Below are 24,247 nucleotides of genomic sequence, written 5' to 3' on the forward strand. Positions count from 1 at the left end.
CGGCTCCCTCACCACACCCAAAAACACCACAGACTTCGCCCGAAAGGGCAAAAAACAAGGAGTACACCATGGCTAAGATGCGCACCGTTGACGCGGCAGTCGCCATCCTGGAAAAGGAAGGCGCCACCGAGGCTTTCGGCCTGCCAGGCGCAGCGATCAACCCCTTCTATTCCGCAATGCGTGCCCACGGCGGCATCCGCCACACGCTGGCCCGCCACGTTGAGGGCGCCAGCCACATGGCTGACGGTTACAGCCGCGCGGCTGATGGCAACATCGGCATCTGCATCGGCACGTCGGGCCCCGCTGGGACGGACATGATCACCGGCCTGTACGCAGCATGGGCAGATTCCATCCCCATGCTCTGCATCACCGGCCAGGCACCTGTTGCCAAGCTGCACAAGGAAGACTTCCAGGCCGTGGACATCGAGTCCATCGCCAAGCCGTTGACCAAGTTCGCCATGACCATCCTGGAGCCGGGCCAGGTTCCCGGCGCTTTCCAGAAGGCGTTCCAGCTGATGCGTTCGGGTCGCCCGGGCCCGGTTCTGCTGGACCTGCCCATCGACGTTCAGATGGCCGAGATCGAGTTCGACATCGACGCCTACGAGCCCCTGCCGGTGGAGAAGCCCAAGGCTTCCCGCAAGCAGCTGGAAAAGGCGTTGGACCTGCTGACAGCAGCCAAGCACCCGCTGATCGTTGCCGGTGGCGGCATCATCAACGCCGGCGCTTCGGCCCAGCTGGTTGAGCTGGCCGAGATCCTGAACGTTCCCGTGATCCCCACCCTGATGGGCTGGGGCGCCATCCCGGACGACCACCAGCTGATGGCCGGCATGGTTGGCCTGCAGACCTCGCACCGCTACGGCAACGAGACGTTCCTGCAGAGCGACTTCGTGATCGGCATCGGCAACCGTTGGGCCAACCGCCACACCGGCGGCCTGGACACCTACACGGCCGGCCGTAAGTTCGTGCACATCGACATTGAACCGACGCAGATCGGTCGCGTTTTCTCCCCGGACTTGGGCATCACGTCCGACGCCGGTGCGGCGCTGGACGGTCTGTTGGAGCTGGCCCGCGAACGCCAGGCCGCCAAGACCCTGCCGGACTACTCGGGTTGGGTTGCCGAGTGCCAGGAGCGCAAGGGCTCCCTGCACCGCAAGACCAACTTCGACAACGTGCCCATCAAGCCGCAGCGCGTGTACCAGGAGATGAACAAGGCCTTCGGCCGCGACACCACCTACGTGTCCACCATTGGTCTCTCGCAGATCGCCGGCGCACAGATGCTGCACGTGTTCGGTGCCCGCAAGTGGATCAACGCTGGCCAGGCCGGCCCGCTGGGTTGGACCGCTCCCGCCGCACTGGGCGTGGTTCGTGGAACCCCGGACGCCACTGTTGTTGCCCTGTCCGGTGACTACGACTTCCAGTTCATGATCGAGGAACTGGCCGTTGGCGCACAGTTCAACCTGCCGTACATCCACGTTGTGGTGAACAACAGCTACCTGGGCTTGATCCGTCAGAGCCAGCGCGGCTTCAACATGGAACAGAACGTTTCCCTGGCCTTTGAGAACATCAACAGCCCGGAGACCAACGGCTACGGCGTGGACCACATCAAGGTTGCCGAAGGTCTGGGCGTCAAGGCCATCCGCGTTGAGGACCCCAACGATCTGCCTGCCGCTTTTGACAAGGCCAAGGCACTGATGGGCGAGTTCAAGGTTCCCGTGGTTGTTGAAGTGATCCTGGAAAAGATCACCAACATCTCCATGGGTGTTGAGATCAGCGGCGTGAACGAGTTCGAAGAGTTGGCAGAAACCGCGGCGGACGCACCCACCGCGATCCTGACCAAAGCGTAAGTAAGTAAAGGAAGGAGGCACCGGAATGCGTGTTGTCATCGCCCCGGACAAATTCAAGGGCTCGCTGTCCGCGCCCGACGTCGCCGAGCACCTGGCAACAGGACTGCTGGCGGGGTTCGGCCACGGCATACAAGCAACACGCATTCCGGTGGCCGACGGCGGCGAAGGAACCATCGACGCCGCCATCGGCTCCGGCTTCACCCGCCGGACCACCACCGTCACCGGCCCGCTCGGCGAGCCGGTGAAGGCCGACTTCGCGGTGCGGGACCAGGAAGCTGTCATCGAAATGGCGGCAGCTTCCGGTCTCGCCCTCCTCCCGGACGGCCCCACGTCCGAGGCGGCCAAGACAGCAACCAGCATCGGCACGGGCGAACTCATCCGCGCCGCGCTGGACCTCGGCTGCCGCAAGATCATCCTGGGTGTGGGCGGCAGCGCCAACACCGACGCCGGCGCAGGAGTCCTGCAGGGCCTCGGCGCCGTGTTCCTGGACAAGAACGGCAACGAGCTCCCCGGCGGCGGCGCGGCCTTGGCCGAGCTGGACACCATCGACTTCTCCAACTTCGACGTCCGCGTTGAGGCAACGGAGTTCGTGTTGGCGTCCGACGTCGACAATCCCCTTTTGGGGGCCAGCGGAGCCCCAGCCATCTTCGGTCCGCAGAAGGGCGCGACGCCGGACGACGTCACCTCGCTCGATGCGGCGCTGAGCCACTTCGTCGACGTCCTCGCAGCCACCACCGGGCAGCACGCCAAGTTCGCAGCCAAGGCCGAAGGCGCAGGAGCGGCAGGCGGCGTTGGCTACATTGCCATCGCGGCACTGAAGGCTGAGCGGCGGCCGGGCATCGACGTCGTGCTTGAATTCACTGAACTCGAGCAGCGACTGAAGGGCGCCGATCTGGTGATCACCGGAGAAGGCAGCCTGGACGAGCAAAGCCTGCTCGGCAAGACCCCCATGGGCGTCTCCCGCGCGGCACAGAGGAACGGGGTTCCCGTGATCGCAGTGTGCGGGCGGAGTACCCTGAGCCGGGAACAACTCACGGATGCCGGCTTCCACACGGTGCACGCACTGACCGATCTGGAAAAAGATGTCCAAAAATGTATCGCTGAAGCAGGTCCGTTGCTTGAACAATTAGGTAAGCACATAGGCGTGTACCTGGCGGAACGGACCGAAAACAAGGAGTACCTCAATGTCTGAAGCAATCGGCGCCTATGACCTCGTTATCCGGGGCCAGCGCATCCTCACCACCGCAGGCATCGCAGCCCGCGAAGTTGGCATCCGTGATGGCGTCATCGTCGCGATCGAACCCCTCGGTAACGGCCTGACCGGCAACGAGGTCATCGAACTCGCAGACGACGAAACGCTCCTCCCCGGCCTGGTGGACACCCACGTCCACGTCAACGAGCCCGGCCGCACCGAGTGGGAAGGCTTCGCCTCCGCCACCCGCGCCGCTGCTGCCGGTGGCGTAACCACCATCATCGACATGCCGCTGAACAGCATCCCGCCCACCACCAGCGTGGACGGTCTGGAGCAGAAGCGCGTGGTCGCCAAGGACCAGGCGTTCGTGGACGTCGGATTCTGGGGCGGTGCCATCCCGGGCAACAAGAGCGACCTCCGCCCGCTGCACGACGAAGGCGTGTTCGGCTTCAAGTGCTTCCTCCTGCACTCCGGCGTGGACGAGTTCCCGCACCTGGACGCCGATGAGATGGAAGAGGACATGGCTGAGCTCAAGTCCTTCGACTCCCTCATGATCGTGCACGCCGAGGACTCCCACGCGATCGACCGCGCCCCGCACCCCGGCGGCGACCACTACGAAACCTTCCTCGCCTCCCGCCCCCGCGGCGCCGAGAACAAGGCAATCGCCGAGGTCATCGAGCGCGCCCGCTGGACCGGCGCCCGCGCCCACATCCTGCACCTCTCCTCCTCCGACGCCCTGCCGATGATCGCCTCAGCAAAGCGCGACGGCGTCAACCTCACCGTTGAGACGTGCCCGCACTACCTCACGCTCATGGCCGAAGAAATCCCCGACGGCGCCACGGCCTACAAGTGCTGCCCGCCCATCCGCGAAGCCTCCAACCGCGAGCTCCTCTGGAAGGGCCTGCAGGACGGCACCATCGACTGCATCGTCTCGGACCACTCCCCCTCCACACTGGATCTGAAGGACCTTGAAAACGGCGACTTCGCCGTGGCATGGGGCGGCGTTTCCTCGCTGCAGCTGGGCCTGTCCCTCATCTGGACCGAAGCCCGCCACCGCGGCATCCCGCTGGAACAGGTTGTCTCGTGGATGGCCGAGAAGCCCGCCGCCCTGGCACGCCTGCACAACAAAGGCCAGCTCGCCCTGGGCTACGACGCCGACTTCTCCATCTTCGCCCAGGACGAAGCCTTCGTGGTGGACGTCAGCAAGCTCAAGCACAAGAACCCGATCACCCCGTACGACGGCCGTCCCCTGGCCGGCGTCGTCCGCAAGACCTACCTGCGCGGCACCCCGATCGACGGCCAGAACCCCGGCGGCAAGCTGCTCCGCCGCGGCAACGTTTAGGTCAACCGTCATGGCAGTCAATGCCTACGGGCCACCGCCGTCGCGAGGACCCGCAGCACGCGGCTCTTCCGCGCGGCGGGCCGGCTTGAATCAACGAAACGGCCTGACAGCACACGGCCTGGCGCTCTGGGTCAACCCTGCCGAGGGCGACGAGATCGATCCTGAGGTCTGGGAGCGGGCAGCACGCCTCGTGCTGGCCCGCGCCATGAAACTTGCCCCGGAGGCGGAAGTCCGCATCTGGCCCGCCACCGGGGCAGAGCACTCCGGCGTCGGCGACACTTCCTGGGGCGGCACTCCGCAGGAAGCCGCCGACGCCGGTACCAACGGCCGCTCTTCGAGTACGGTAACGCTCGCCGATGCCCTCGCTGCCGCCCGTGCCGACGGAAATTCCACCTCATCCGGACAATTCACCGGCGCACGCGAGGGTGAATTGTCCGGCGGAGGGGGACACCCCGAAACCGGCGGAGGGGGACGCACCGCGACGGGTGACAGCACCGCCGTCGAGCCCGTAACGTTGGCGAGCCGCCGCAGCCAACTTGCGGTGGACCTCGCCGCTGAAGTAGTGCTGCTGGACGGTGAGCCGGTTGCCTTTACTGGCATGGAATACAAGCTGCTCCGCTACCTGGTGGTGAACTGCTCCCGCGCCATTGCACGTGAAGAATTGCAACGCTTCCTGGAGTCATTTGACCTTCCCGGCGCGGCATTTCGCTCGATCGACGTCTATGTTGGAAGGGTGCGGCGGAAGCTAGGCTCCGCCCGACACACCGTCGCCACCGTTCGTGGTGGCGGTTACCAGTTCGTGCCAGGCCCCTATGCCACAGTGCGCGGACCTGCGGAATACAGCATCTAAGTTCGCTGTTGTGTCTATTAGACAATCCGTTTTTTGAATGATGAATGCCGGCTGTTTGCCGGTGAAACGTAAAGGATCGCCATGACCCAGAAACTCCTCGTCGGAACGCAAGCACCTGATTTCGCGCTTCTCGACGCCGACGGCACTAAGGTCTCGCTGTCCGATTACCGCGGACGCAACGTCATTGTGTATTTCTACCCGAAGGCTGCCACCCCCGGCTGCACCACCGAGGCTTGCGATTTCCGCGACAACCTGGCCAGCCTGCAGGGCAAGGGCTACGACGTCATCGGGATCTCCCCGGACGCTCCGGAGGCACTGTCCAAGTTCACGGGTGAATTTGCACTGACCTTCCCGCTGCTCTCCGACGAAGACCACAAGGTTGCCTTGGCCTACGGTGCCTGGGGCGAGAAGTTGGTTGACGGCGAAATCCACGAAGGCCTGGTCCGCTCCACCGTTGTCCTGGACGGCGAAGGCATCGTGAAGCTCACGCAGTACCAGGTTGCCGCTCAGGGCCACGTCCAGGCGCTGCGCGAAGAGCTGGGCGTCTAGCCCTCCCGCACATCACGCGTGCTTGAACGAATCCCTCTCGCACATAACTGAACAAAACGTGTAACGCCCGCCCACATTTGTGAGCGGGCGTTTCATGTGTCGTGACTAAACGTGACAAATACCCAGCAGCATTAGTTAATGGAGCCATGGTCTCAACCTCGTCCCCTCGCCATGCTGTCGTCGTAGAAGACGATGCTGACATCCGCGGCCTCCTCGTCCTGGTACTGGAGCAGCTCGACTTTGTGGTGACCGAAGCCCCTGACGGTCTCTCCGGCGTCGAGGCTGTCCGTAAAACCAACGCCGAGTTGGTGACGCTGGACATCAACCTTCCGGACATTGATGGTATGGAAGTCTGCCGCCGCCTCCGCGAATTCTCGGACGCGTACATCCTGATGCTCACGGCCCGCGCCGATGAGATCGACAGGCTCAACGGCCTGGACACCGGCGCGGACGACTACATCAACAAGCCGTTCAGCCCCAAGGAACTGCAGGCCCGCATCCGCGCACTGTTCCGCCGCGCCGCCCGGACGCCCGCCGCCCCTGCCGTCGACACCGGCCAGAGCGACGAACTCGCCCGGGCCGCCGTGGTGCAGCAAAGCCTCCTGCCGCGCGAAACGGTCCGCCTCAGCGGTTACGACGTCGCTGGCGCCTTCCGCCCTTCGCGCAGCGTTGGTGGGGACTTCTATGACTGGTACCAGACCCGTGACGGCATGCACCTCACCTTCGCCGATGCCATGGGCAAGGGAATGGGCGCCGCACTCATCGCCGCAACGGTCCGCGCCGTCATGCGATCCGTTGCGGACACCCCCGCGATCGACGCCGCATTTGGCTCAGCCAGCGCCACCATTACTTCAGACTTGGACCAGTCCGGCTCCTTCGTGACCATGTTCCATGCGCGGCTGGACAGCGCCTCCGGAAAACTCAGCTACATCGACGCCGGGCATGGCCTTGCGCTGCACGTTCCGGCCGAGGGCGCGGCGCGGAGGTTGGTTTCCGCGGGCCCGCCTGTCGGCATCCTGGACGATCAGCAGTGGCCTGCTTCGGAGCTGGAATTGGAGCCAGGCGATTCCCTGGTGATCGTCAGCGACGGCGTGCTGGACGCCCATAACTCCTTGGAAGAGTTCCAACGCAACGTGGAGAAGGTGGCACGCAACGGCGCCACATCGGATGATGTGTGCGCCGCCCTTCTCGAGTTGGCGCCGGCGTCAACCGCGGAAGATGACGTGACCGCCGTCGTGGTTCGCCGAAAACCAAACACAGGACTTTAAACCGCAAAAGGGGGGATTTGTGACTCGTTTCTGGACTCGACTGATAGTTCTTCTCACGGTCATTCTGGGCGTCAACTATGTGGCGTGGCGCTGGATGGCCTCGCTGAACTGGGAGGCCTGGTGGATTGCTGTTCCGTTGGTGATCGCGGAGACGTACAGCCTCATTGACGTGATGCTGTTCGGCCTCACAGTGTGGAATCTGAAGATCCGCAAGCCTCCGCCCCCTGCCCCGGCCGATGCCACCGTGGACGTTTTCATCACCACCTATAACGAGCCCCTGGATCTGGTGATGACCACGGCCCTGGCTGCGAAGGATATCCGCTGGCCGCACAGTACCTGGATCCTCGACGACGGCGATCGGCCTGAGATGCGCGAACTCGCCGAATCGAACGGGATCGGTTACGTCACGCGTGGCGCGGACTGGACACCTGACATGCCGCGGCACGCCAAAGCAGGCAACCTGAACAACGCGCTCATGGTCACCTCGGGCGAGTACCTGTTGATTCTCGACGCCGATCAGATCCCCGAGCCGGACATCCTGGACAAAACGCTGGGCTACTTCAACGACGACAAAGTGGCGTTGGTCCAGACCCCGCAGTACTTCATCAACGTCCCTGCCGACGACCCCTTGGGCAGCCAGGCACCCCTGTTCTACGGTCCCATTCAGCAGGGCAAGGACGGCTGGAACGCGGCATTCTTCTGCGGATCCAACGCCATCCTCCGCCGGGAAGCCCTCATGCAACTGGGGTTGGTGGGCTACGTCAAAGCCACGGAGAAGAGTATCCGGCGTGCCCTCGCTGCTTCCAGGACCGCCATCAAGAAGGCCCGGCGATCCTCCGAGGCGGAGAACCCGCTGGTGGCACAGATGCTCGACGAAGTGGAGGCAGCTACGGAGTCGGCCCAAAGAGAGCTCGAAGCCGGGGCCTCGTTGAGTGAGATCACGTACCGGGTTCGCCGCAAGGTGGACGACGCCGTACGCACCCTCGTGGCCGCCGACTTCTCCGCACTCCAATCCGACCTCGAAGAGATCGCCGCGATGGAACTCGCCCACGTCGGCGAAGGCGGGGTCACTACAGTGGCGAGTGACGCCGTCGAACGCATGTCCGGACGTGACTGGTCGCCCTTGGGTGCGCTCGAGTCGGTTCACGCCGTGCTGGACGCCATCTCCGTGGAACGCACTGACGAAGCACAGCCGATCATGCCGCTGGCCACCATCTCCGTCACAGAAGATATGGCCACGTCCATGCGCCTGCACGGCCTCGGCTGGAAGAGCGTGTACCACCACGAAATCCTCGCCAACGGGTTGGCCCCGGAGGACGTCAAGACCATGCTGACCCAGCGCCTCCGCTGGGCCCAAGGCACCATGCAGGTCCTCCTGCGCGAGAACCCGTTGGTTCAGCGCCGCATGTCCTGGGGCCAACGGCTGATGTACTTCTCCACCATGTGGACCTACCTGAGCGGTTTCGCGGCGGTGGTCTACTTCGCGGCGCCCATCATCTACCTGACACTGGGCATCCTCCCGGTGAGCAGCCTCAGCTGGGATTTCTTCATCCGCTTCATCCCGTTCATGGTGGTGAACCAATTGCTGTTCCTCGTGGCCGGGCACGGGATACCTACCTGGCGCGGGCAGCAGTACAGCCTCGCGCTCTTCCCCACCTGGATCAAGGCCTGCACGACGGCGGCACGGAACGTCTGGTTCGGTCGTCCCCTCGGGTTTGCCGTCACCCCCAAGGCCCGGCAGAGCGGCGGACCCAGTTGGAGCCTGATCAGGCCCCAGATCATTGTGGCTGTGCTTCTGGCTGTGGCGCTGGTGGTTGGGGTGATCCGGCTGCTCGCAGGAATGTCCGAGCCTCTTGGCACACTGGTGAACGTGGCCTGGGTTGCGTTTGATCTGGTGGTCCTGAGCGTTCTGGTCAAGGCAGTTTTGTACAAGGGCTTCGTGCCCGAGGTTGTTGGGCCGGAGCGCCCCGAGGAGAGGAATGCAGATGCAGTTTAGCTATGAAGTCAACGACTCCTACGCGGAGGTGAAGGGCGTGGGCCGGCTGAACATGGTGGCCGCGCCCAAGCTGCGCGAAGTTGTGGCCGAGGTGGTGGCCGGCGGCTCCAGCCGTGTTGTGGTGAACCTGTCAGAAACCGACTTCATGGACTCCTCCGGGCTGGGCGCCCTCATCGGCTGCCTCAAAGCCGCACGGCAGGCAGGCGGTGACCTCCGGATCGCCGGCGTTCAGCCGCAGGTCAAGATGGTTCTGGAACTGACCAACATGGACAGGGTGCTCACGGCCTACCCCACCGCAGAAGCGGCCTTCGGCGATGACTGAGGTCATCGCCCACAGGGGCTTCCATGGGCCGTCCAATGAGGAAGCCATCGAAGCCATCCACAACGAGTTGGACGCCCTGTGGGACGATGCGTCTTTCGTTCCGGACATGGACCGGATGACGTTCGCTACGGCCGTCATCGAGGCTGCCGCGAATATCGTGCAGCATGCGCTTCCGGCCGCGGAGAAACCGGTGGAGATTGACGTCGAGATCAGTGTGTGGCCAGCCCGGCTGGTGGCACGGGTCAGTGCGTTCAACGCCCGTGAGCCGTTCGCCGATGACATGCAGGCTTCCATGCCGGATTCGGAGGCTGAGTCCGGGCGCGGGCTGGCGCTCATCGAGGCTTTGGTGACCACGGTGACCTTCGAACGCCAAGACGGCACCAACACCTGGATCCTGACGCGCAACACCTGATCCTCTCTCACATCCCACGTGCTTGAGGCGAACCATCTCTCACATCCCACCCGCTTGAGCCGAACGTGAAGCGCAACGGGTTGTTCTGCCCATGGCCAAGGCGCAACTAAGCGTGACAGCATTCGGTGAGATCCGCCGTCGAGCACCTAACGAAACCGGGGAACCACATGAACCGCCGCATGCACCTTAACGCTTGGGCGCTGGCTGCTGCCCTTGCTGTGGTGACTGTTGCTGCAGGCTGCAGCAACACCCCGGACACGCCCCAACGGGAACCCAGCGACGCACCGCCTGTTACTGCCGAGCCCGGCCCGGTGGCCGAGAGCGCCGCCAAATACAACGCCATCACCACCGAGCTTGTTGCTGCCTTGGAAGCGAAGATGCCGGACATCACCTGGACCGTGGATGATCCTGCCCGCTTGAGCCGCACCCAGGACGGCAGATGCATCCTGTCACCGAGGAGCATGAAAAGCAGCGCAGACATCGTGGAGCCGTCCAAAAACTTTGAGGACGTCTTCGCCGCAGCCGATCCAGTCTTGGAACGGCACGGCTTCCCTGCCTTCGACGGAACCGACCCCGTGCCTGGTGGATGGGTGGTCACACGCAGCACGGATGCCGCGGGCGCCACGGTGACCATCGAATCAAAGAGCCCGGCATACCTCAGCGTCACCGTTCCGGTTGAGTCCGAGACGTGCGATTCCAACGAAATTCCTCAGGGGGAGAGATAAATGCCGGGATTCTACGGTGCAGATATTGCCCAGTTGCGCGCACTCGCCAAGACCATGTCGCGGCATTCGGAACGGATGAGCTCGCTCTCCATGGAACTGGGCAACCTCATCAACAACGCACGTTGGGATGGCCGCGACGCCGTGATGTTCCGCGCCTCGTGGGACTCCGAGCACCGTCCCATGCTGAAGAAGATCTCCAGCGAGTTGCAGAACCAAGCCAAAGCGCTGATCCGCAATGCGGACGAGCAGGACAAGTCCAGCTCAGGTTCCTCGGGCTCCTCGGGCTCCGATCGTTCCGGGCGGGGAGATTCGAACCCTCCCGGCGACCCGGGACCATTGGATCCGGACAAGCCCGACGTCGATGTGCACGGCGATGTCCGCAACGACCCCGATGCCGGGGACCCCAGCGACATCAACCAAGGGCAGATTGGCGACTGCTGGCTGTTGGCCGGAATCGGTTCGGTGGCACAGGTCTTGGAGCGCGAAGGAAAACTCGACGAATTCCTCGAAGAACATATGCGTCCCGTGGGTGACCCGCCAACGCACTGGGTTGTCACCCTTTACGAAGACGGCGAACCCGTGGAAGTCACTGTGGAGGCCAAGTCGGTTGACGGCGGCGTCCGCGGCGCTGACGGCGAACCCAACTGGCTCTCCATCTACGAACGCGCGGCAGCTGAGCACCGCGGCGGGTCCTATGACGACATCGACGGCGGTTTCAGCAACGAAGCGATGGAGCTGATGACCGGGCAGTCCGCTGACAAGGACGGCGAGCTGAACTTTGATGACATCGAGGACAAACTCTCGGACGGCCAAGCCATCTCCGTGGGAACGGAGGATGTCAAGGACGACGACTTCGACTGGGTCTGGGAGTCCGACGAAGTCAACCGCACCGACGTCGTGCCCAACCACGCGTACGTTGTGGTGGATGTGAAAACCAACGACGACGGCGAGAAAGTCATTGTCCTGGCCAACCCGTGGGGCCCCTCCGGCGGTTACATGGAAGGCGACGACGACCTCAAGTCCGGCACGCTGGAACTGACCGAGGACGAGTACAAAGAAAACTTTGACTCCGTATACTCCGTGGACGTGAATTAAGGATGGCCGTGGAACAGCTGGTAACAGTCAAGCAAGGCATGCAGCCCACCTTCGACGGCGTCAAAGTGGGAGTGGTCAAAATCGGCATCGCGGACGGTGCTCCGGCCATCCAGTTCTGGATCCGGACCGCCGAGCAGCAGCGAAAGCAGGCCTTCCGCGAGGGGCAGTCGGTCACCCTTCCGGGTGCTGGCCTGTTGACGGTCACCTCGATCCAACCCGCGGAAGGCAGCACGGCAGCCTCCGCCACACTGACGTACGACGGCGGCCCGGTCGCCGATTGAGCGTCGGCGCCGGAGGGGTGCGAGAGGGATCAGCTCAAGCACGCGGGATGTGAGAGAGGGTCAGGCTTTGGCGATGGCCTCTTTGAGCGCACCCAGGACCAAGGTCACCGAGGCACTGTTGGCGTTCGGGCCCATCATTCCGATGCGCCACACAGTGTCCGCGAACTCCCCCACACCTGAGCCAATTTCCATACTGAAGTTTTCCAGAAGGTAAGCGCGGACGGCAGCCGAGTTGACGCCGTCGGGCACTTTGACCGTGGTGAGGCTCGGCAACCGGGAGCCCTCGGCGGCGAACAGTTCCAGTCCCATGTCCTGCAGTCCGTCCTGCAAGGCGGCGCCGGCGGCACGGTGCCGGGCCTGCACAACGTCCAACCCTTCGGCGAGGATGCGGTCCAGGGCGGCTTCGAGCCCGGCGATCATGGTGACCGGCGCGGTGTGGTGATACGTTCGGGCGCCGCTGGCCGCTCCGACGTACCCGCCGAGCAGCCCGATATCGAGGTACCAGGACCGCGGATCCTTCACCCGGCGTTCGAACGCGCGATCGGACACTGTGAACGGCGAGAGTCCCGGCGGCACCCCCAGGCATTTCTGGGTTCCTGCGTATCCGACGTCGATTCCCCAGTCGTCTGCATGGAGTTCCAGTCCGCCGATGGAGGTGACGGCGTCGGTTATCAACAGCGCGTCACCCTTGCCGGCGCCGAGGGCCGCGATGTCGGAGAGCACGCCCACCGAAGTCTCGGCGTGGACGGCGGCGATGACTTTGGGGTTCGGGTGCGCTGACAGCACACGATCAGCGTCCACGGGTTGGCCCCATTCGTGATCGACCCGGACCACCGTGGCCCCGCATCGCCGGGCAACCTCACACATCCGCGCCCCAAAGAGTCCGTTGACAGCGATCACTGCCACGTCGCCGTCGGACACGGTGTTCACGAAAGCCGCTTCCATCCCGCCGGAACCGGTGGCACTCAGCGGAAGCGTCCGCGCGTTGGACGTACCCCACACAGTCCGGAGGCCCTCGCAGGTGTGGTCCAGCCGCTCGATGAACACAGGGTCAAGGTGGCCGAGCACGGGATAGGCCAACGCGGCCATGGCTTCGGGGTAGCAATTGCTCGGGCCGGGACCGAACAGGAACCTGGACGTCAGAATGTGCTGCATGTGCGAACTCCTTCAGCTGGTTGAGGTCATTCTGCCCCACCCAACGTTGCGGGGCCCACTCTGCGCCCCAAAACGCGCGTAGAGGGCGTAGAGCGGGCCTCGCAACGTTCAGGGCCGCTCACCCAGGATCCTCCAAGCCCAAACTGCTAAGGTTGCTCACCAATACTGAGGCCGCCACGGATAGGGGACGAGAGTGACGACTGAAGGAAAAACCGGAGCGAACGAGGCGCCCGAGCAAGGGGTCACCGGCGAAGTGAGCCAGGACCGGTTCGTTGCCGGCCAAGACCTGACGCGCTGGAAATCCCCGGCTGGCCGAGCACTGGCCGGCGGTGCTGAAAAAGTCACCTCCCTGCTCGGCCCCTATGCTGCCCTGATCATTACGCTCGTTGTTGGACTGGCCATCGCCTTGTCGCTGACGCTGGTGTTCGGCGAGGTCTACGAGTCCGTGACCGAGGCGGACGGGGTTGCCGGGCTTGACGATCCCGTACTGGCAGCCGCTAAGTCAGTACGCTCCCCCGCCTTGGACATGGCCACCACGGCGTACACCAATATTGGCGGAACAGTTGGGATGCCCCTCCTCGCCGTGGGCATCATGATTTTCCTGGCCACACGGCGGAGATCATGGACTCCTGTGATCCTGATGCTCGCTGCCGGCTTGGGATCCCTGATCATCACCGTCCTGGGCAAGCCGATCTTCGGCCGCAGCCGCCCGGACATGGCGGACGCGATTCCGCCCTACGAGCACTCTGCATCATTCCCCAGCGGCCACTCGCTCAACTCGATAGTGATCGCGGGAATCGTCGCTTACCTGATAATCCTCAGGCTCAAGACCACCAAGGCGAGGGTCATCACGGTATTGGTGGCGGCAGCATTCGCCTTCACCATGGGGCTGAGCCGGGTCTATCTGGGCCACCACTGGCTGACCGATGTCCTGGCTGCTTGGGCCATCGGCATCGCCTGGCTGGCGTTGGTCATCACGGCGCACCGACTTTACCTCACGGGCAGAACACGGCGTCACAGCGCGGTAGTCTCTTGACACCAGCCCGCCCACTCGGCTTAACTAAATTACGTATGCTGAAATAACAGTTCCATGATGCGGAAGCTTGAAGCACGGGCTTCCTCCTGCACCAGCAGGGGTTCCGCATAGCCCACACCATGGATGCCAGCATTTTGCACGAGGATGACAAGCATGGAGCTTGCAGTATTCAACAGTGTTGACCGGGAAGAGGCCATCAGGACTCTCACCCCTTGCCTGGACATCAGCCGCTGGGTGGAGACCATCGTCGACGCGCGTCCCTACGCCAGCGTCGACGAACTGCTGGGGCAAGCCCAGCGCGCCGCCGAGCCGTTCACCCCTGCGGAGGTGGAGTCCGCCATGGCGCACCACCCCCGGATCGGCGAACGCCCCAAGGCCCAGACCACCGAGGCGGCCATGTCGCGTTCGGAGCAGGCTGGAGTGGATCCCGGCGACAACCACACAACAGCGGCACTCGCCGAGGGAAACCGGGCGTACGAGGAGAAGTTCGGCAGGGTCTTCCTGATCCGCGCTGCCGGTCGCAGCGCCGAGGAAATCCTCAGCACCCTCCAGGAACGCATTACCCACACCCCCGAAGAAGAAGACACGATCGTGGCTGGCCAGCTGCGGGAGATCGCACTGCTGCGCCTCTCCGGACTGATCAGCGAAGGAGTCAACGCATGAGTGTTTCACAGGTAACAACCCACATCCTGGACACCGGTTCCGGCCGCCCGGCGGCGGGTGTCGCCGTCGTACTCTACGTCCGCGAAGGTGAGGACTGGACGCTGGTGGCGAAGGGCGAAACCGACGCCGACGGCCGCATCAAGACGCTCGGCCCGGAGCGGATCCCTGGCGGCGCGTACCGTCTGAATTTCGCCACCGGCGCCTACTACGAGGGCCTCGGAACCGAGACGTTCTTCCCGGAAGTGGACCTGAACTTCACAGTTTCGGACGCCGGCGAGCACTATCACGTGCCCCTGCTGCTGAGCCCGTTCGCGTTCTCGACGTACCGCGGCAGCTAACCCCCGGAGTTTGTGGACAGATAATGCCCCCAGGAGTCACCTGAGGGGCATTATCTGTACGCAAACGCGGAACGGTACGCTTGAAGGCATGGCTTCAGAGGACACCACCCCCAACTCCGCCCGCCGCGAGATCACGGTTCGCCGGGCACCCAAGTTTGTACCCTTCATGATTTTGGGAGCCGTGGTTGGTGCAATCGTGGCCGCAATCATCGCCTATGGCCGCCAAGCCGACCCCGCCTTTGATGCCGGCACCGTTTTCGGCTTCTTCCTGATCGTCTGCGCGGGCGGCGGCGTCATTCTCTTCTCGATCCTCGCCCTGATCCTGGACCGCATCAGCGTCAAGCGCACCCAGCGCGCCGTGGTTGAGCCCGTTCCGGATTCGGTTCCGGACGAAGGACCAGAGAACGACGACGTCCGCTAAGTCGGGCGTTCGGCTCCCTCTCTGGAGGGCTTGCAGATGTGAGACACACCGCATTTTCGCGGGAACACGCCAGTTCACGGGGTCACATAGCCTGCGGGGGAACGTACCACGCCGACATCATGAGACAATCGACCAGTGGCACGTGGCGACGGAAAACTTTCTCATGATCTTCTCCCCGGCGAAAAAGGCCCTCAGGACGCTTGTGGCGTCTTTGGGGTTTGGGCTCCCGGTGAAGAAGTAGCAAAACTCACCTATTACGGGCTGTATGCGCTGCAGCACCGCGGACAAGAATCGGCTGGTATAGCTACCAGTGACGGCAAGCGCATCAATGTCTATAAGGACATGGGCCTCGTGTCCCAGGTCTTCGATGAGACAACCCTGAACACCCTTACCGGGCACCTGGCCGTTGGCCACTGCCGGTACTCCACCACCGGTGCAAGCCACTGGGCCAACGCGCAGCCAACCCTGGGCGCTACCGCAACAGGCACTGTTGCCTTGGCTCACAACGGCAACCTGACCAATACCGCTGAACTCCGGGAAATGATCCTTGAGCGCAACGATGGCCAGCTGACCGGTGAGATGAAGCAGGGCAATACCTCGGACACCGCGCTGGTGACCGCTCTCCTTGAGGGCGAAGAGGGAAAGACCCTGGAGCAGACCGCTTTGGAGCTGCTGCCCAAGATCAAGGGTGGCTTCTGCTTCGTCTTTATGGATGAAGGAACCCTCTACGCAGCACGCGATACCTACGGCATCCGCCCGTTGTGCCTGGGTCGTCTGGATCGCGGCTGGGTTGTCGCGTCCGAGCAGGCCGGCCTGGCCACTGTTGGCGCCAGCTTCATCCGCGAGATCGAGCCCGGCGAGTTCATCGCCATCGACGAGGACGGCGTCCGTTCGCAGCGCTTCGCCGAGGCAACCCCGGCCGGCTGCGTCTTCGAATACGTTTACCTCGCCCGCCCGGATGCTGCCATTGCCGGCCGCTCCGTGTACGAGGCACGCGTTGAGATGGGCCGCCAGTTGGCCCGCGAGAACACGCATGAGGCAGACCTCGTCATTCCGGTTCCCGAGTCCGGTACCCCCGCGGCTGTTGGTTACGCTGAGCAGTCCGGCATCCCGTTCGCCCATGGCTTCGTCAAGAACGCGTACGTGGGCCGCACCTTCATCCAGCCCTCGCAGACACTGCGTCAGCTCGGTATCCGGCTCAAGCTCAACGCCTTGGAATCCGTGATCCGCGGCAAGCGCATTGTGGTGGTGGATGACTCAATCGTCCGCGGCAACACGCAGCGTGCCATTGTTCGGATGCTCCGCGAAGCCGGTGCCGCCGCAGTGCACGTCAAGATTTCCTCTCCCCCGGTTCAGTGGCCCTGCTTCTACGGCATCGACTTCGCCTCCCGTGCGGAACTGATCGCCAACGGTGCCACCATCGAGGAGATCTCCACGGCTATTGGTGCGGACTCGCTGGCTTACATCTCTGAAGACGGCATGATCGGCGCCACCCAGCAGCCGCGCGAACGCCTGTGCACCGCTTGCTTCACCGGCAAATACCCCATCGAGCTGCCGCACGCGGACAAGTTGGGTAAGAACCTGCTGGAGCGCACCGACCTCGGTGGCCTTGAACCGGCCGCTCAGTCCGAGTCTGTGGACGATTCCGAGGATCCTGCCGAGAAGCCGGGCGCCACGGGTTGCGATCCCGGCCCCGACGCCGAATTCGAAAACCTCCTTACCGACGCTGATCGTTTGACCGACGCCGACAAGAAAGAGTCTGTATGAGCTCCGCAACACCCGCCGCTGAGAATAACTCCGGTATCACCTACGCCTCCGCGGGTGTCGACGTCGAAGCGGGAGACCGCGCAGTCGAACTCATGAAGGGCGCCATTAAGGCGACTCACAACTCGTCGGTGATTGGCGGCGTCGGCGGTTTCGCAGGCCTGTACGACGTCTCGAAGCTGCTGACCTACAAGAAGCCGCTCCTGGCAACGTCCACTGACGGTGTTGGTACCAAGGTTGCCATTGCTCAGGCCATGGACATTCACGACACCATCGGTTTCGACCTCGTGGGCATGGTGGTGGACGACATCGTGGTGGTGGGTGCCGAGCCGCTCTACATGACCGATTACATCGCCTGCGGCAAGGTTGTTCCGGAGCGCATCGCTGACATCGTCCGCGGTATCGCTGCTGCTTGCTCCGTAGCCGGCACCGCCCTGGTGGGTGGCGAAACCGCTGAGCACCCGGGCCTCTTGGGTGAGCACGAATACGACGTAGCGGGTGCCGCTACCGGCATCGTGGAGGCCGACGCCCTGCTCGGCCCGGACCGTGTCCGCGCTGGCGACGTCGTGATCGGCATGGCATCCTCCGGCCTGCACTCCAACGGCTACTCCCTGGTCCGCCGCGTCATCAACCACGCTGGCTGGGCACTGGACCGCCAGGTTTCCGAACTTGGCCGCACCTTGGGCGAAGAACTCTTGGAGCCGACCCGCGTTTACGCAGCTGACTGCCTGGACTTGGCCCGCACCTTCCCGGTGCACTCGGCCAACGCGGTCCACGGCTTCAGCCACGTCACCGGTGGCGGCCTGGCAGCCAACCTGGCACGCGTACTCCCCCAGGGCCTGGTGGCCACCGTAGACCGCAACACGTGGGAACTGCCCGCCATCTTCAAGCTGGTCTCCGAGCTGGGCAACGTCCCGCTGGCCGACCTGGAGCGCACGCTGAACCTCGGCGTGGGCATGGTCGCCATCGTTTCCGCGGAGGCAGCCGACGCTGCAGTGGCCCGCCTCAACGACCGCGGCCTGCCGTCCTGGGTCATGGGTACCGTTTCGGCTGACAGCGACTCGATCGACAAGACCGGCCCGGACTACGTCCAGGGTGCCAAGGGCGTCGACGGCGGCGCTGTCCGTTTGGTGAACGCCTACGCCTAAGCGGCGTCTCGCCCACCCATCTAAGTAGCAGATCAGGTCGTTCTCAGCGCTCAGAACGACCTGATCTGCGACCTAGTTGGGTTCCTAGACCTGGATCAGGCTCAAGATCCCACCCTGCGGATCCTGGATGGTAGCGAGGGAGCCCGTTTCGGGTTTGTCCTCCGGATCCACCAAAAGCTCTCCTCCCGCGGCAACTGCTGCTTCCACGGCTTTGCGCAGATCCGCCACGCCGAAGTAAATCTGCCAGCCGGCGTCATCGCCCTCGTCGGCCGGAACAACGCCGGCCACCTCGTCACCGTTGACCATCAGCGTGCTGTAGCTGCCGCCGTCGTCTTGGGGATATTCGGTGACCTCATGCCTGAAAAGCTGCTGGAAAAACGCGACGGCGGCCTGCGGCTCAGGCGTCAACAGTTCAGCCCACGCCAACGCTCCGGGCTCGTTGAACAAATGACTGCCCGTGTGAGTCCCGGCCTGCCAGATGCCGGTGGTTCCACCACCCGGAGGCTCAATGAATGCCAGGACGCCCGTGTCCGCAACGGCCTCTGGGCCGAACTGGAGCTTCCCGCCCGCATGGACCGCGTCCTCGGCAATTTCTTCAGTGTCAGTGGCCGACAGGTAGATGTTCCACTGGCCGTGTGTTCCGGCGGCCTCCTGCTGGGGATTCTGCGGGGCAATGACGGCCACCAGCTGATCCTTGAGGAACGCCTGCGCATAGCTACGGCTGTCCGGGGTGGGAAGGTCCTTGAACGTCCACCCGAAAACCTCTCCATAGAAGGTCTTTGCCGCGGCGACGTCCCTCGTCTGAAGATCGGCCCAACACGGCTCACCACTTGCGTAGTGCTTGCGGGCCGTCATGCTGCCAGCCCTGTCATGATGCTGAACGCCGCGCCCGCCGGGTCCATCAGGACTGCCATTCGTCCCACTCCCGGCACGTCGAACGCGGGGGCGATCACGTGGCTCCCCAACTCAACGGCCTGCTCAACCGTGGCGTCAATATCCACCACGTTGAAGTACGTCATCCAGAACGGCGACAACCCCTCAATGGGCAACGTGAGTGCACCCGCAACGCGTCTCCCGTTCACCAGCAGGCTCGTGTACTCCTGCAGCTCGCCGGCCGGCTCGGTTTCGCTGCTGCATCCGGTCACGGCTTCATAGAACGCTACGGCTTTGGGGACGTCATTTGTTTGCAGTTCGTTCCAGATCATGGCTCCCGGCTCGTTCACCAGACCCGAACCGGGATGCTTGCCGGCTTCCCAGAAACCGATCTGCGCGCCGGTGGGATCTGTGGCGAAGAACATACGTCCGCTGCCGTTAGGAACCGAGTCAGGCGGGAAGAGAAGGGTCCCACCCGCAGCCTCCACCCGCCGTGCGGCTTCGTCGGCGGAGTCCACCGCAAGATAGTTGGCCCAGTAAGAAGGCATTCCCTCGGGAGCATCAGGCTGTTGCTGCATCATCCCGGCCACGTAGCGGCCGTGGAGTTTGGCCATGTAATAGGTCATGCCATTTCCGGCATCCATGGCGTCCAACTCCCATCCGAGAAGGTCGCTGTAAAACTTCTTGGAAACATCAATGTCGGTGGAGGACAGGTCCACCCAACACGGTGTTCCCTGCTGATAACTCTGGACCTCCGGCATGGATAACCCTTTCGATGCGCTCGAACTCCAGCCTACGCACAAAAGGACCCCCAGGGTACGCCAATGAACGGCGTGGCCTGAGGGCCCTTTTCAAAAGAAATACGGCATTCGAAAATGCGCGATGACCGTAATGTACGACGGCGGTCCGCAACTCAGCGCCGAAGGCACCTGTTGGTTGCGACAGCTATCCGATCCGGCGGGTGTCAACCTCGTCGTCGTCATCTTCCGCGTACTTATCCTCGTAGGCCGAATAGTCCGGCTCCGGGGGATCGTCGGGGAAGTGGCTCTTTACACGACTGGACGGACCCGTGAGCTCCCGCTCAAGTGCCGAATAGTCAGTGTTCGGGGAGTAGTACTTAATATCCCGAGCCTGCTTGGTAGCTTTTGCCTTTTGACGGCCGCGCCCCATGGCGTGACCCCCTTTTGTACTTGGACCGGAGGTGGTCACCTTGGCTATCGGTGAGGCCCCGGAATGTTTGGTCAATTTGTCGTATGTCTAGATTACATGCTTTCGGGGGTGCCTGCGCGCCACCTCAGCGCCGCGTCCGGGCCGACGACAGCCGAAACCACGCCGTTGCACCTCCAAGAGACGCGAAAATTGGGTAGAGTCTGCCTCAATGCGGCTCCACAGCAGGAAGGCACACCCCGGAATATGAGCCAGGACAACACTTCACCCCGCGATGGTTCACCACGCGATAATGGCGAGGATGGAGAACCTTCCGCGCCCCAAAATCCGCCATCACCGGGCCAACAACCGCCGGCAGCTCCTTGGACGCCGCCATCAGGCCTGCAGCCGGATCCCGCCCCCGAGCTCGACCCTGACTTTGTACCCAACCCGGCAGAACAGCCCGACCCCGCCTTGCCTCCCAAGGATGCAGAGCCGAGTGACACCGCCGATGCGCCCACATACGCAGGAACGCAACCATATGCTGGGCAACAGCCCTACGTAGGCCAGCAACCGTATGTTGGCCAGCAGCCGTATGCGGGTCAGGAGTGGCCCCAGGGTCCGAATGAACAGCCCGAACCTCACGGGGATCCTGTTAAGCGGCAGCGATGGGTCATCGGCGGAATCGTCGTTGGCGTGCTGGTTCTTATTGGAGTTGTCATTTGGGTCCTGCTCAGCCTGTTGGGAACGCGTCCCGAAGCAGCGGTATCCTCACCCAGCGCAGTTCCCTCGGCTGGCCCGCTCCCCCGCGACGCAGAGGCCAAAGATTTCCAGGTGGGCGACTGCTTCTCCGACTTCGATGCCAACTCCTCAAAAGCCAGAGCCGTAGCCTGCGATACCGAACATTCGGCCCAACTGGGCGCCGTTTTCAGCTACGCGGCGGATGACTCCTTCCCCGGAACCAACGCGCTGAAGGATAAAGGGCGCGAGGTTTGCAAGGACGTGAAGCTCAACGAGGCGGCCGACAACTACATACTGCTCCAGCAGAACGTCTACCCGAGCACCACTAGTTGGGACCGGGGCGACCGCCGCGTTGATTGCTTCATCGTGGTGGATTCAGGAAACACCATCACGGAAGATCTCCTCAAGAAATAGCCTGAAACGCTACTTCCTGCGAACCGTGAGGCCCGTCCCTGCGGGGGCGCCGCCGTCGGGACCCGTCAGCGCTTCGAAGCCCTCAACGGTGAGTTCGTCCAGATCAGCGGCGGTGTCCACCAGCACGGTGTCGCCGTCGCTGATTTCGCCTGCAAGAATCTCCTTGGCGAGGCGGTCGCCGATCTCGCGCTGAACCAGCCTGCGCAGCGGCCGTGCACCGTATGCGGGGTCGAAGCCGGACATGGCCAGCCACGCACGTGCGCCATCGGAGACTTCCAGGCTCAGGCGGCGCTCACGGAGCCGGTTACCCAACTCGGCCACATGCAGCTCAACAATCCGGGCCAGTTCCTCCACGGACAACGGATCAAACAGCACGATCTCGTCCAGGCGGTTCAGGAACTCCGGTTTGAAGGATGCCTGGACCACCGCCATGACGGCCTCACGTTTCGCCTTGGCATCCATGGTTGAGTCCACCAGAAACTGGCTGCCGGAGTTGGATGTCAGCACCAGGATGGTGTTGCGGAAGTCCACGGTGCGGCCTTGGCCGTCGGTGAGGCGTCCGTCGTCGAGGACCTGCAGGAGGATGTCGAAGACCTCCGGGTGGGCCTTTTCCACCTCGTCCAGCAGCACCACGGAGTACGGCCTGCGGCGGACAGCCTCGGTCAGCTGGCCACCTTCCTCGTAGCCGACATATCCCGGAGGGGCACCCACCAGACGCGCCACCGAGTGCTTTTCGCTGTACTCGGACATGTCGATCCGGATCATGGCGCGTTCGTCGTCAAAGAGGAAGTCCGCGAGTGCCTTGGCCAGCTCGGTCTTACCCACGCCGGTGGGCCCAAGGAACAGGAAGGAACCCGTGGGGCGGTTGGGATCGCTGATGCCGGCACGGGCACGGCGCACGGCGTCGGACACGGCCTGAACAGCTTTGGACTGCCCGATCAGCCGCTTTCCAAGTTCCTCTTCCATGTGCAGCAGTTTCTGCGACTCACCTTGGAGCATGCGGCCGGCCGGGATCCCCGTCCACGCCGAAATGACTTCAGCGATGTCGTCCGCCGTCACGTCCTCCGCCACCATGAGTTCGGGCTTCGAATCGCTCCGGGCGGACTCCTCCTCAGCAGCGGCGCTCAGCTCCCGTTCGAGGGCAGGCAGCTCTCCGTAAAGGATCCGCGACGCCGATTCGAGGTCGCCTTCGCGCTGGGCCTTATCGGCGACGGAACGCAGTTCGTCGATCTTCGCTTTGAGGTCACCAACCCGGTTGAGCCCGGCTTTCTCGGCTTCCCAGCGCGCGTTCAAAGCACTGAGTTCTTCGTTCTTATCGGCTTTGTCCGCACGGAGCGCTGCCAGCCGTTCCACCGAGGCAGGGTCGGTCTCGCCTTGGAGGGCCAGTTCTTCCATGGTCAGGCGGTCCACGGCGCGGCGAAGCTGGTCGATCTCCTCCGGAGCGGAATCGATCTCCATGCGAAGCCGGGACGCGGCCTCATCAACGAGGTCGATTGCCTTGTCCGGAAGCTGCCTGCCCGAGATGTACCGGTTGGACAGTGTTGCGGCTGCCACCAACGCCGAGTCGGCAATAGCCACCTTGTGGTGTGCCTCGTAGCGCTCCTTCAAACCACGAAGAATCCCGATGGTGTCCTCAACGCTGGGCTCGCCGACGTAGACCTGCTGGAAGCGGCGCTCCAGCGCAGGGTCCTTCTCGATGTTCTCGCGGTACTCATCCAAAGTGGTGGCACCAATCAGGCGCAGCTCGCCGCGGGCCAGCATGGGCTTGAGCATGTTTCCGGCATCCATGGCGCTTTCACCCGTGGCACCGGCACCCACCACCGTGTGGATTTCGTCAATGAACGTGACAATCTGCCCGTTGGAGTTCTTAATTTCCTCCAGCACGGCCTTCAGGCGTTCCTCGAACTCACCGCGGTACTTGGCCCCGGCCACCATGGAAGCGAGGTCCAGGGCGATCAGCGTTTTGCCGCGCAGGCTCTCCGGGACGTCGCCGGCCACCATGCGCTGGGCGAGGCCTTCGACGACGGCGGTCTTGCCAACGCCGGGCTCGCCGATCAGCACGGGGTTGTTCTTGGTGCGGCGGCTCAGGACCTGGACGACGCGTCGGATTTCGCTGTCGCGCCCGATGACGGGATCCAGCTTGCCGGAACGGGCCACGGCCGTGAGGTCCGTACCGAACTTCTCCAAGGCCTGGAAGGTGTTCTCCGGATCGGGCGAGTTGACGTTCCTGTCACCCCGGACACCCGGCAGGGCGGCGAGCAGCGCCTCATGGGAGGCACCGGCGTCGCGCATTAACTTCCCGACGGCGTCGCTTCCGGCTGAGAGGCCCAGCAGCAGGTGCTCGGTGGAGACGAAGGAGTCGCCGAGTTTGTCGGCCTCGTTCTGGGCGGCCTGGATGGCTTGCATGGACTGGCGGGAGAGCTGTGCTTGCTGGACCGAGCTTCCTGAGGATGACGGCAGGGCCTTGATGGCCGAGCTGGCCTGCACGCTCACCGCATCCGGATCAGCGCCGGTGGCACGCAGCAGGGCAACAGCGACGCCCTCGCGCTGGTCCATCAGGGCCTTCAGCAGGTGCGCTGGTTCGAGCTGCGGGTTACCGGCAGTAGAGGCGTTCATGGCGGCCGCAGAAAGGGCCTCCTGGCTTTTGGTGGTGAATTTGACGTCCAAAGAGT

General features: G+C 63.6%; 24 protein-coding genes. 19 read left to right on the plus strand and 5 right to left on the minus strand.

Going from position 1 to position 24,247, the window contains the following annotated elements; genetic code table 11:
* Positions 1-68: 68 nt before the first annotated feature.
* From gcl to AR689_RS06060, 12 genes are all read left to right on the plus strand, one after another.
* On the plus strand, positions 69-1,844 hold the full coding sequence (gene gcl, locus AR689_RS06005) for a glyoxylate carboligase (protein WP_062068061.1): 1,776 nt from the start codon (positions 69-71) through the stop codon (positions 1,842-1,844).
* Between the two features lie 25 nt (positions 1,845-1,869).
* Positions 1,870-3,036 (plus strand): glycerate kinase, encoded by a 1,167-nt coding sequence (locus AR689_RS06010; protein WP_062068063.1) that lies wholly within the window; start codon positions 1,870-1,872, stop codon positions 3,034-3,036.
* Entirely contained in the window at positions 3,029-4,378 is a 1,350-nt protein-coding gene (gene allB / locus AR689_RS06015) for an allantoinase AllB (protein ID WP_062068064.1), read from the plus strand. The genes AR689_RS06010 and allB overlap by 8 nt, the downstream gene beginning before the upstream one ends.
* Positions 4,379-4,388: 10 nt before the next feature.
* A complete protein-coding gene (locus AR689_RS06020; RefSeq protein ID WP_062068065.1) occupies positions 4,389-5,228 on the plus strand; it encodes a winged helix-turn-helix domain-containing protein in 840 nt (279 codons plus the stop codon).
* 81 nt (positions 5,229-5,309) lie between these two features.
* A complete protein-coding gene (gene bcp, locus AR689_RS06025) occupies positions 5,310-5,777 on the plus strand; it encodes a thioredoxin-dependent thiol peroxidase (RefSeq protein WP_062068067.1) in 468 nt (155 codons plus the stop codon).
* A gap of 146 nt (positions 5,778-5,923) precedes the next feature.
* Positions 5,924-7,045 carry a PP2C family protein-serine/threonine phosphatase gene (locus AR689_RS06030; protein WP_062068069.1) on the plus strand — a complete coding sequence of 374 codons (1,122 nt, stop codon included), beginning with the start codon at positions 5,924-5,926 and terminating at the stop codon, positions 7,043-7,045.
* 19 nt (positions 7,046-7,064) lie between these two features.
* The gene (locus AR689_RS06035; RefSeq protein WP_062068070.1) at positions 7,065-9,041 is read left to right on the plus strand and encodes a glycosyltransferase family 2 protein; all 1,977 of its coding nucleotides are present in this window, start codon (positions 7,065-7,067) and stop codon (positions 9,039-9,041) included.
* Positions 9,031-9,363: an STAS domain-containing protein gene (locus AR689_RS06040; protein ID WP_062068071.1), complete on the plus strand. Its 333-nt coding sequence runs from the start codon at positions 9,031-9,033 to the stop codon at positions 9,361-9,363. Before AR689_RS06035 ends, AR689_RS06040 begins: the two co-directional genes overlap by 11 nt.
* Positions 9,356-9,775 (plus strand): ATP-binding protein, encoded by a 420-nt coding sequence (locus AR689_RS06045; protein ID WP_062068072.1) that lies wholly within the window; start codon positions 9,356-9,358, stop codon positions 9,773-9,775. The genes AR689_RS06040 and AR689_RS06045 overlap by 8 nt, the downstream gene beginning before the upstream one ends.
* 179 nt (positions 9,776-9,954) lie before the next feature.
* Positions 9,955-10,500 (plus strand): hypothetical protein, encoded by a 546-nt coding sequence (locus AR689_RS06050; protein ID WP_231745446.1) that lies wholly within the window; start codon positions 9,955-9,957, stop codon positions 10,498-10,500.
* Positions 10,501-11,595, plus strand: a complete 1,095-nt coding sequence (locus AR689_RS06055; protein WP_062068075.1) for a C2 family cysteine protease — start codon at positions 10,501-10,503, stop codon at positions 11,593-11,595.
* Positions 11,596-11,603: 8 nt separating this feature from the next.
* Positions 11,604-11,876, plus strand: a complete 273-nt coding sequence (locus AR689_RS06060) for a hypothetical protein (protein ID WP_156424534.1) — start codon at positions 11,604-11,606, stop codon at positions 11,874-11,876.
* Between the two features lie 60 nt (positions 11,877-11,936).
* Here AR689_RS06060 and AR689_RS06065 read toward each other — a convergent pair whose 3' ends face one another.
* On the minus strand, positions 11,937-13,031 hold the full coding sequence (locus AR689_RS06065; RefSeq protein WP_062068079.1) for a pyridoxal-phosphate-dependent aminotransferase family protein: 1,095 nt from the start codon (positions 13,029-13,031) through the stop codon (positions 11,937-11,939).
* A 193-nt stretch (positions 13,032-13,224) separates the two neighbouring features.
* On the opposite strand from AR689_RS06065, the gene AR689_RS06070 reads away from it, so the two are divergent.
* The 6 genes from AR689_RS06070 (at position 13,225) to purM (ending at position 18,401) form a co-directional block, all read left to right on the plus strand.
* Entirely contained in the window at positions 13,225-14,067 is an 843-nt protein-coding gene (locus AR689_RS06070) for a phosphatase PAP2 family protein (protein WP_062068081.1), read from the plus strand.
* A 153-nt stretch (positions 14,068-14,220) separates the two neighbouring features.
* Complete coding sequence (uraD, locus tag AR689_RS06075) at positions 14,221-14,730, plus strand: 2-oxo-4-hydroxy-4-carboxy-5-ureidoimidazoline decarboxylase (RefSeq protein ID WP_062068084.1); 510 nt, start codon at positions 14,221-14,223, stop codon at positions 14,728-14,730.
* On the plus strand, positions 14,727-15,068 hold the full coding sequence (gene uraH, locus AR689_RS06080; RefSeq protein ID WP_062068086.1) for a hydroxyisourate hydrolase: 342 nt from the start codon (positions 14,727-14,729) through the stop codon (positions 15,066-15,068). Before uraD ends, uraH begins: the two co-directional genes overlap by 4 nt.
* Positions 15,069-15,156: 88 nt before the next feature.
* Positions 15,157-15,489 carry a hypothetical protein gene (locus tag AR689_RS06085; protein WP_062068088.1) on the plus strand — a complete coding sequence of 111 codons (333 nt, stop codon included), beginning with the start codon at positions 15,157-15,159 and terminating at the stop codon, positions 15,487-15,489.
* 135 nt (positions 15,490-15,624) lie between these two features.
* Positions 15,625-17,256 carry an amidophosphoribosyltransferase gene (purF, locus tag AR689_RS06090; protein ID WP_062068090.1) on the plus strand — a complete coding sequence of 544 codons (1,632 nt, stop codon included), beginning with the start codon at positions 15,625-15,627 and terminating at the stop codon, positions 17,254-17,256.
* Complete coding sequence (purM, locus tag AR689_RS06095) at positions 17,253-18,401, plus strand: phosphoribosylformylglycinamidine cyclo-ligase (protein ID WP_062068092.1); 1,149 nt, start codon at positions 17,253-17,255, stop codon at positions 18,399-18,401. Before purF ends, purM begins: the two co-directional genes overlap by 4 nt.
* Before the next feature lie 84 nt (positions 18,402-18,485).
* On the opposite strand, the gene AR689_RS06100 is transcribed toward purM, so the two are convergent.
* From AR689_RS06100 to AR689_RS06110, 3 genes are all read right to left on the minus strand, one after another.
* A complete protein-coding gene (locus AR689_RS06100) occupies positions 18,486-19,256 on the minus strand; it encodes a VOC family protein (protein WP_062068094.1) in 771 nt (256 codons plus the stop codon).
* Entirely contained in the window at positions 19,253-20,035 is a 783-nt protein-coding gene (locus AR689_RS06105; RefSeq protein ID WP_197412811.1) for a VOC family protein, read from the minus strand. The genes AR689_RS06100 and AR689_RS06105 overlap by 4 nt, the downstream gene beginning before the upstream one ends.
* A gap of 184 nt (positions 20,036-20,219) precedes the next feature.
* Positions 20,220-20,444, minus strand: a complete 225-nt coding sequence (locus AR689_RS06110; protein ID WP_011776148.1) for a DUF3073 domain-containing protein — start codon at positions 20,442-20,444, stop codon at positions 20,220-20,222.
* Between the two features lie 243 nt (positions 20,445-20,687).
* Here AR689_RS06110 and AR689_RS06115 point away from each other — a divergent pair, with 243 nt between their 5' ends.
* Positions 20,688-21,575, plus strand: coding sequence for a septum formation family protein (locus tag AR689_RS06115; RefSeq protein WP_231745447.1), 888 nt, complete (start codon positions 20,688-20,690; stop codon positions 21,573-21,575).
* Positions 21,576-21,584: 9 nt separating this feature from the next.
* Here the strand turns inward: AR689_RS06115 and clpB are convergent, their stop codons facing one another.
* Positions 21,585-24,242, minus strand: a complete 2,658-nt coding sequence (gene clpB / locus AR689_RS06120) for an ATP-dependent chaperone ClpB (protein ID WP_062068098.1) — start codon at positions 24,240-24,242, stop codon at positions 21,585-21,587.
* Between the last annotated feature and the right edge of the window lie 5 nt (positions 24,243-24,247).

Origin of the sequence: Arthrobacter sp. EpRS71 (assembly GCF_001512285.1) — a bacterium.
In the GTDB taxonomy this organism is placed as follows: domain Bacteria; phylum Actinomycetota; class Actinomycetes; order Actinomycetales; family Micrococcaceae; genus Arthrobacter.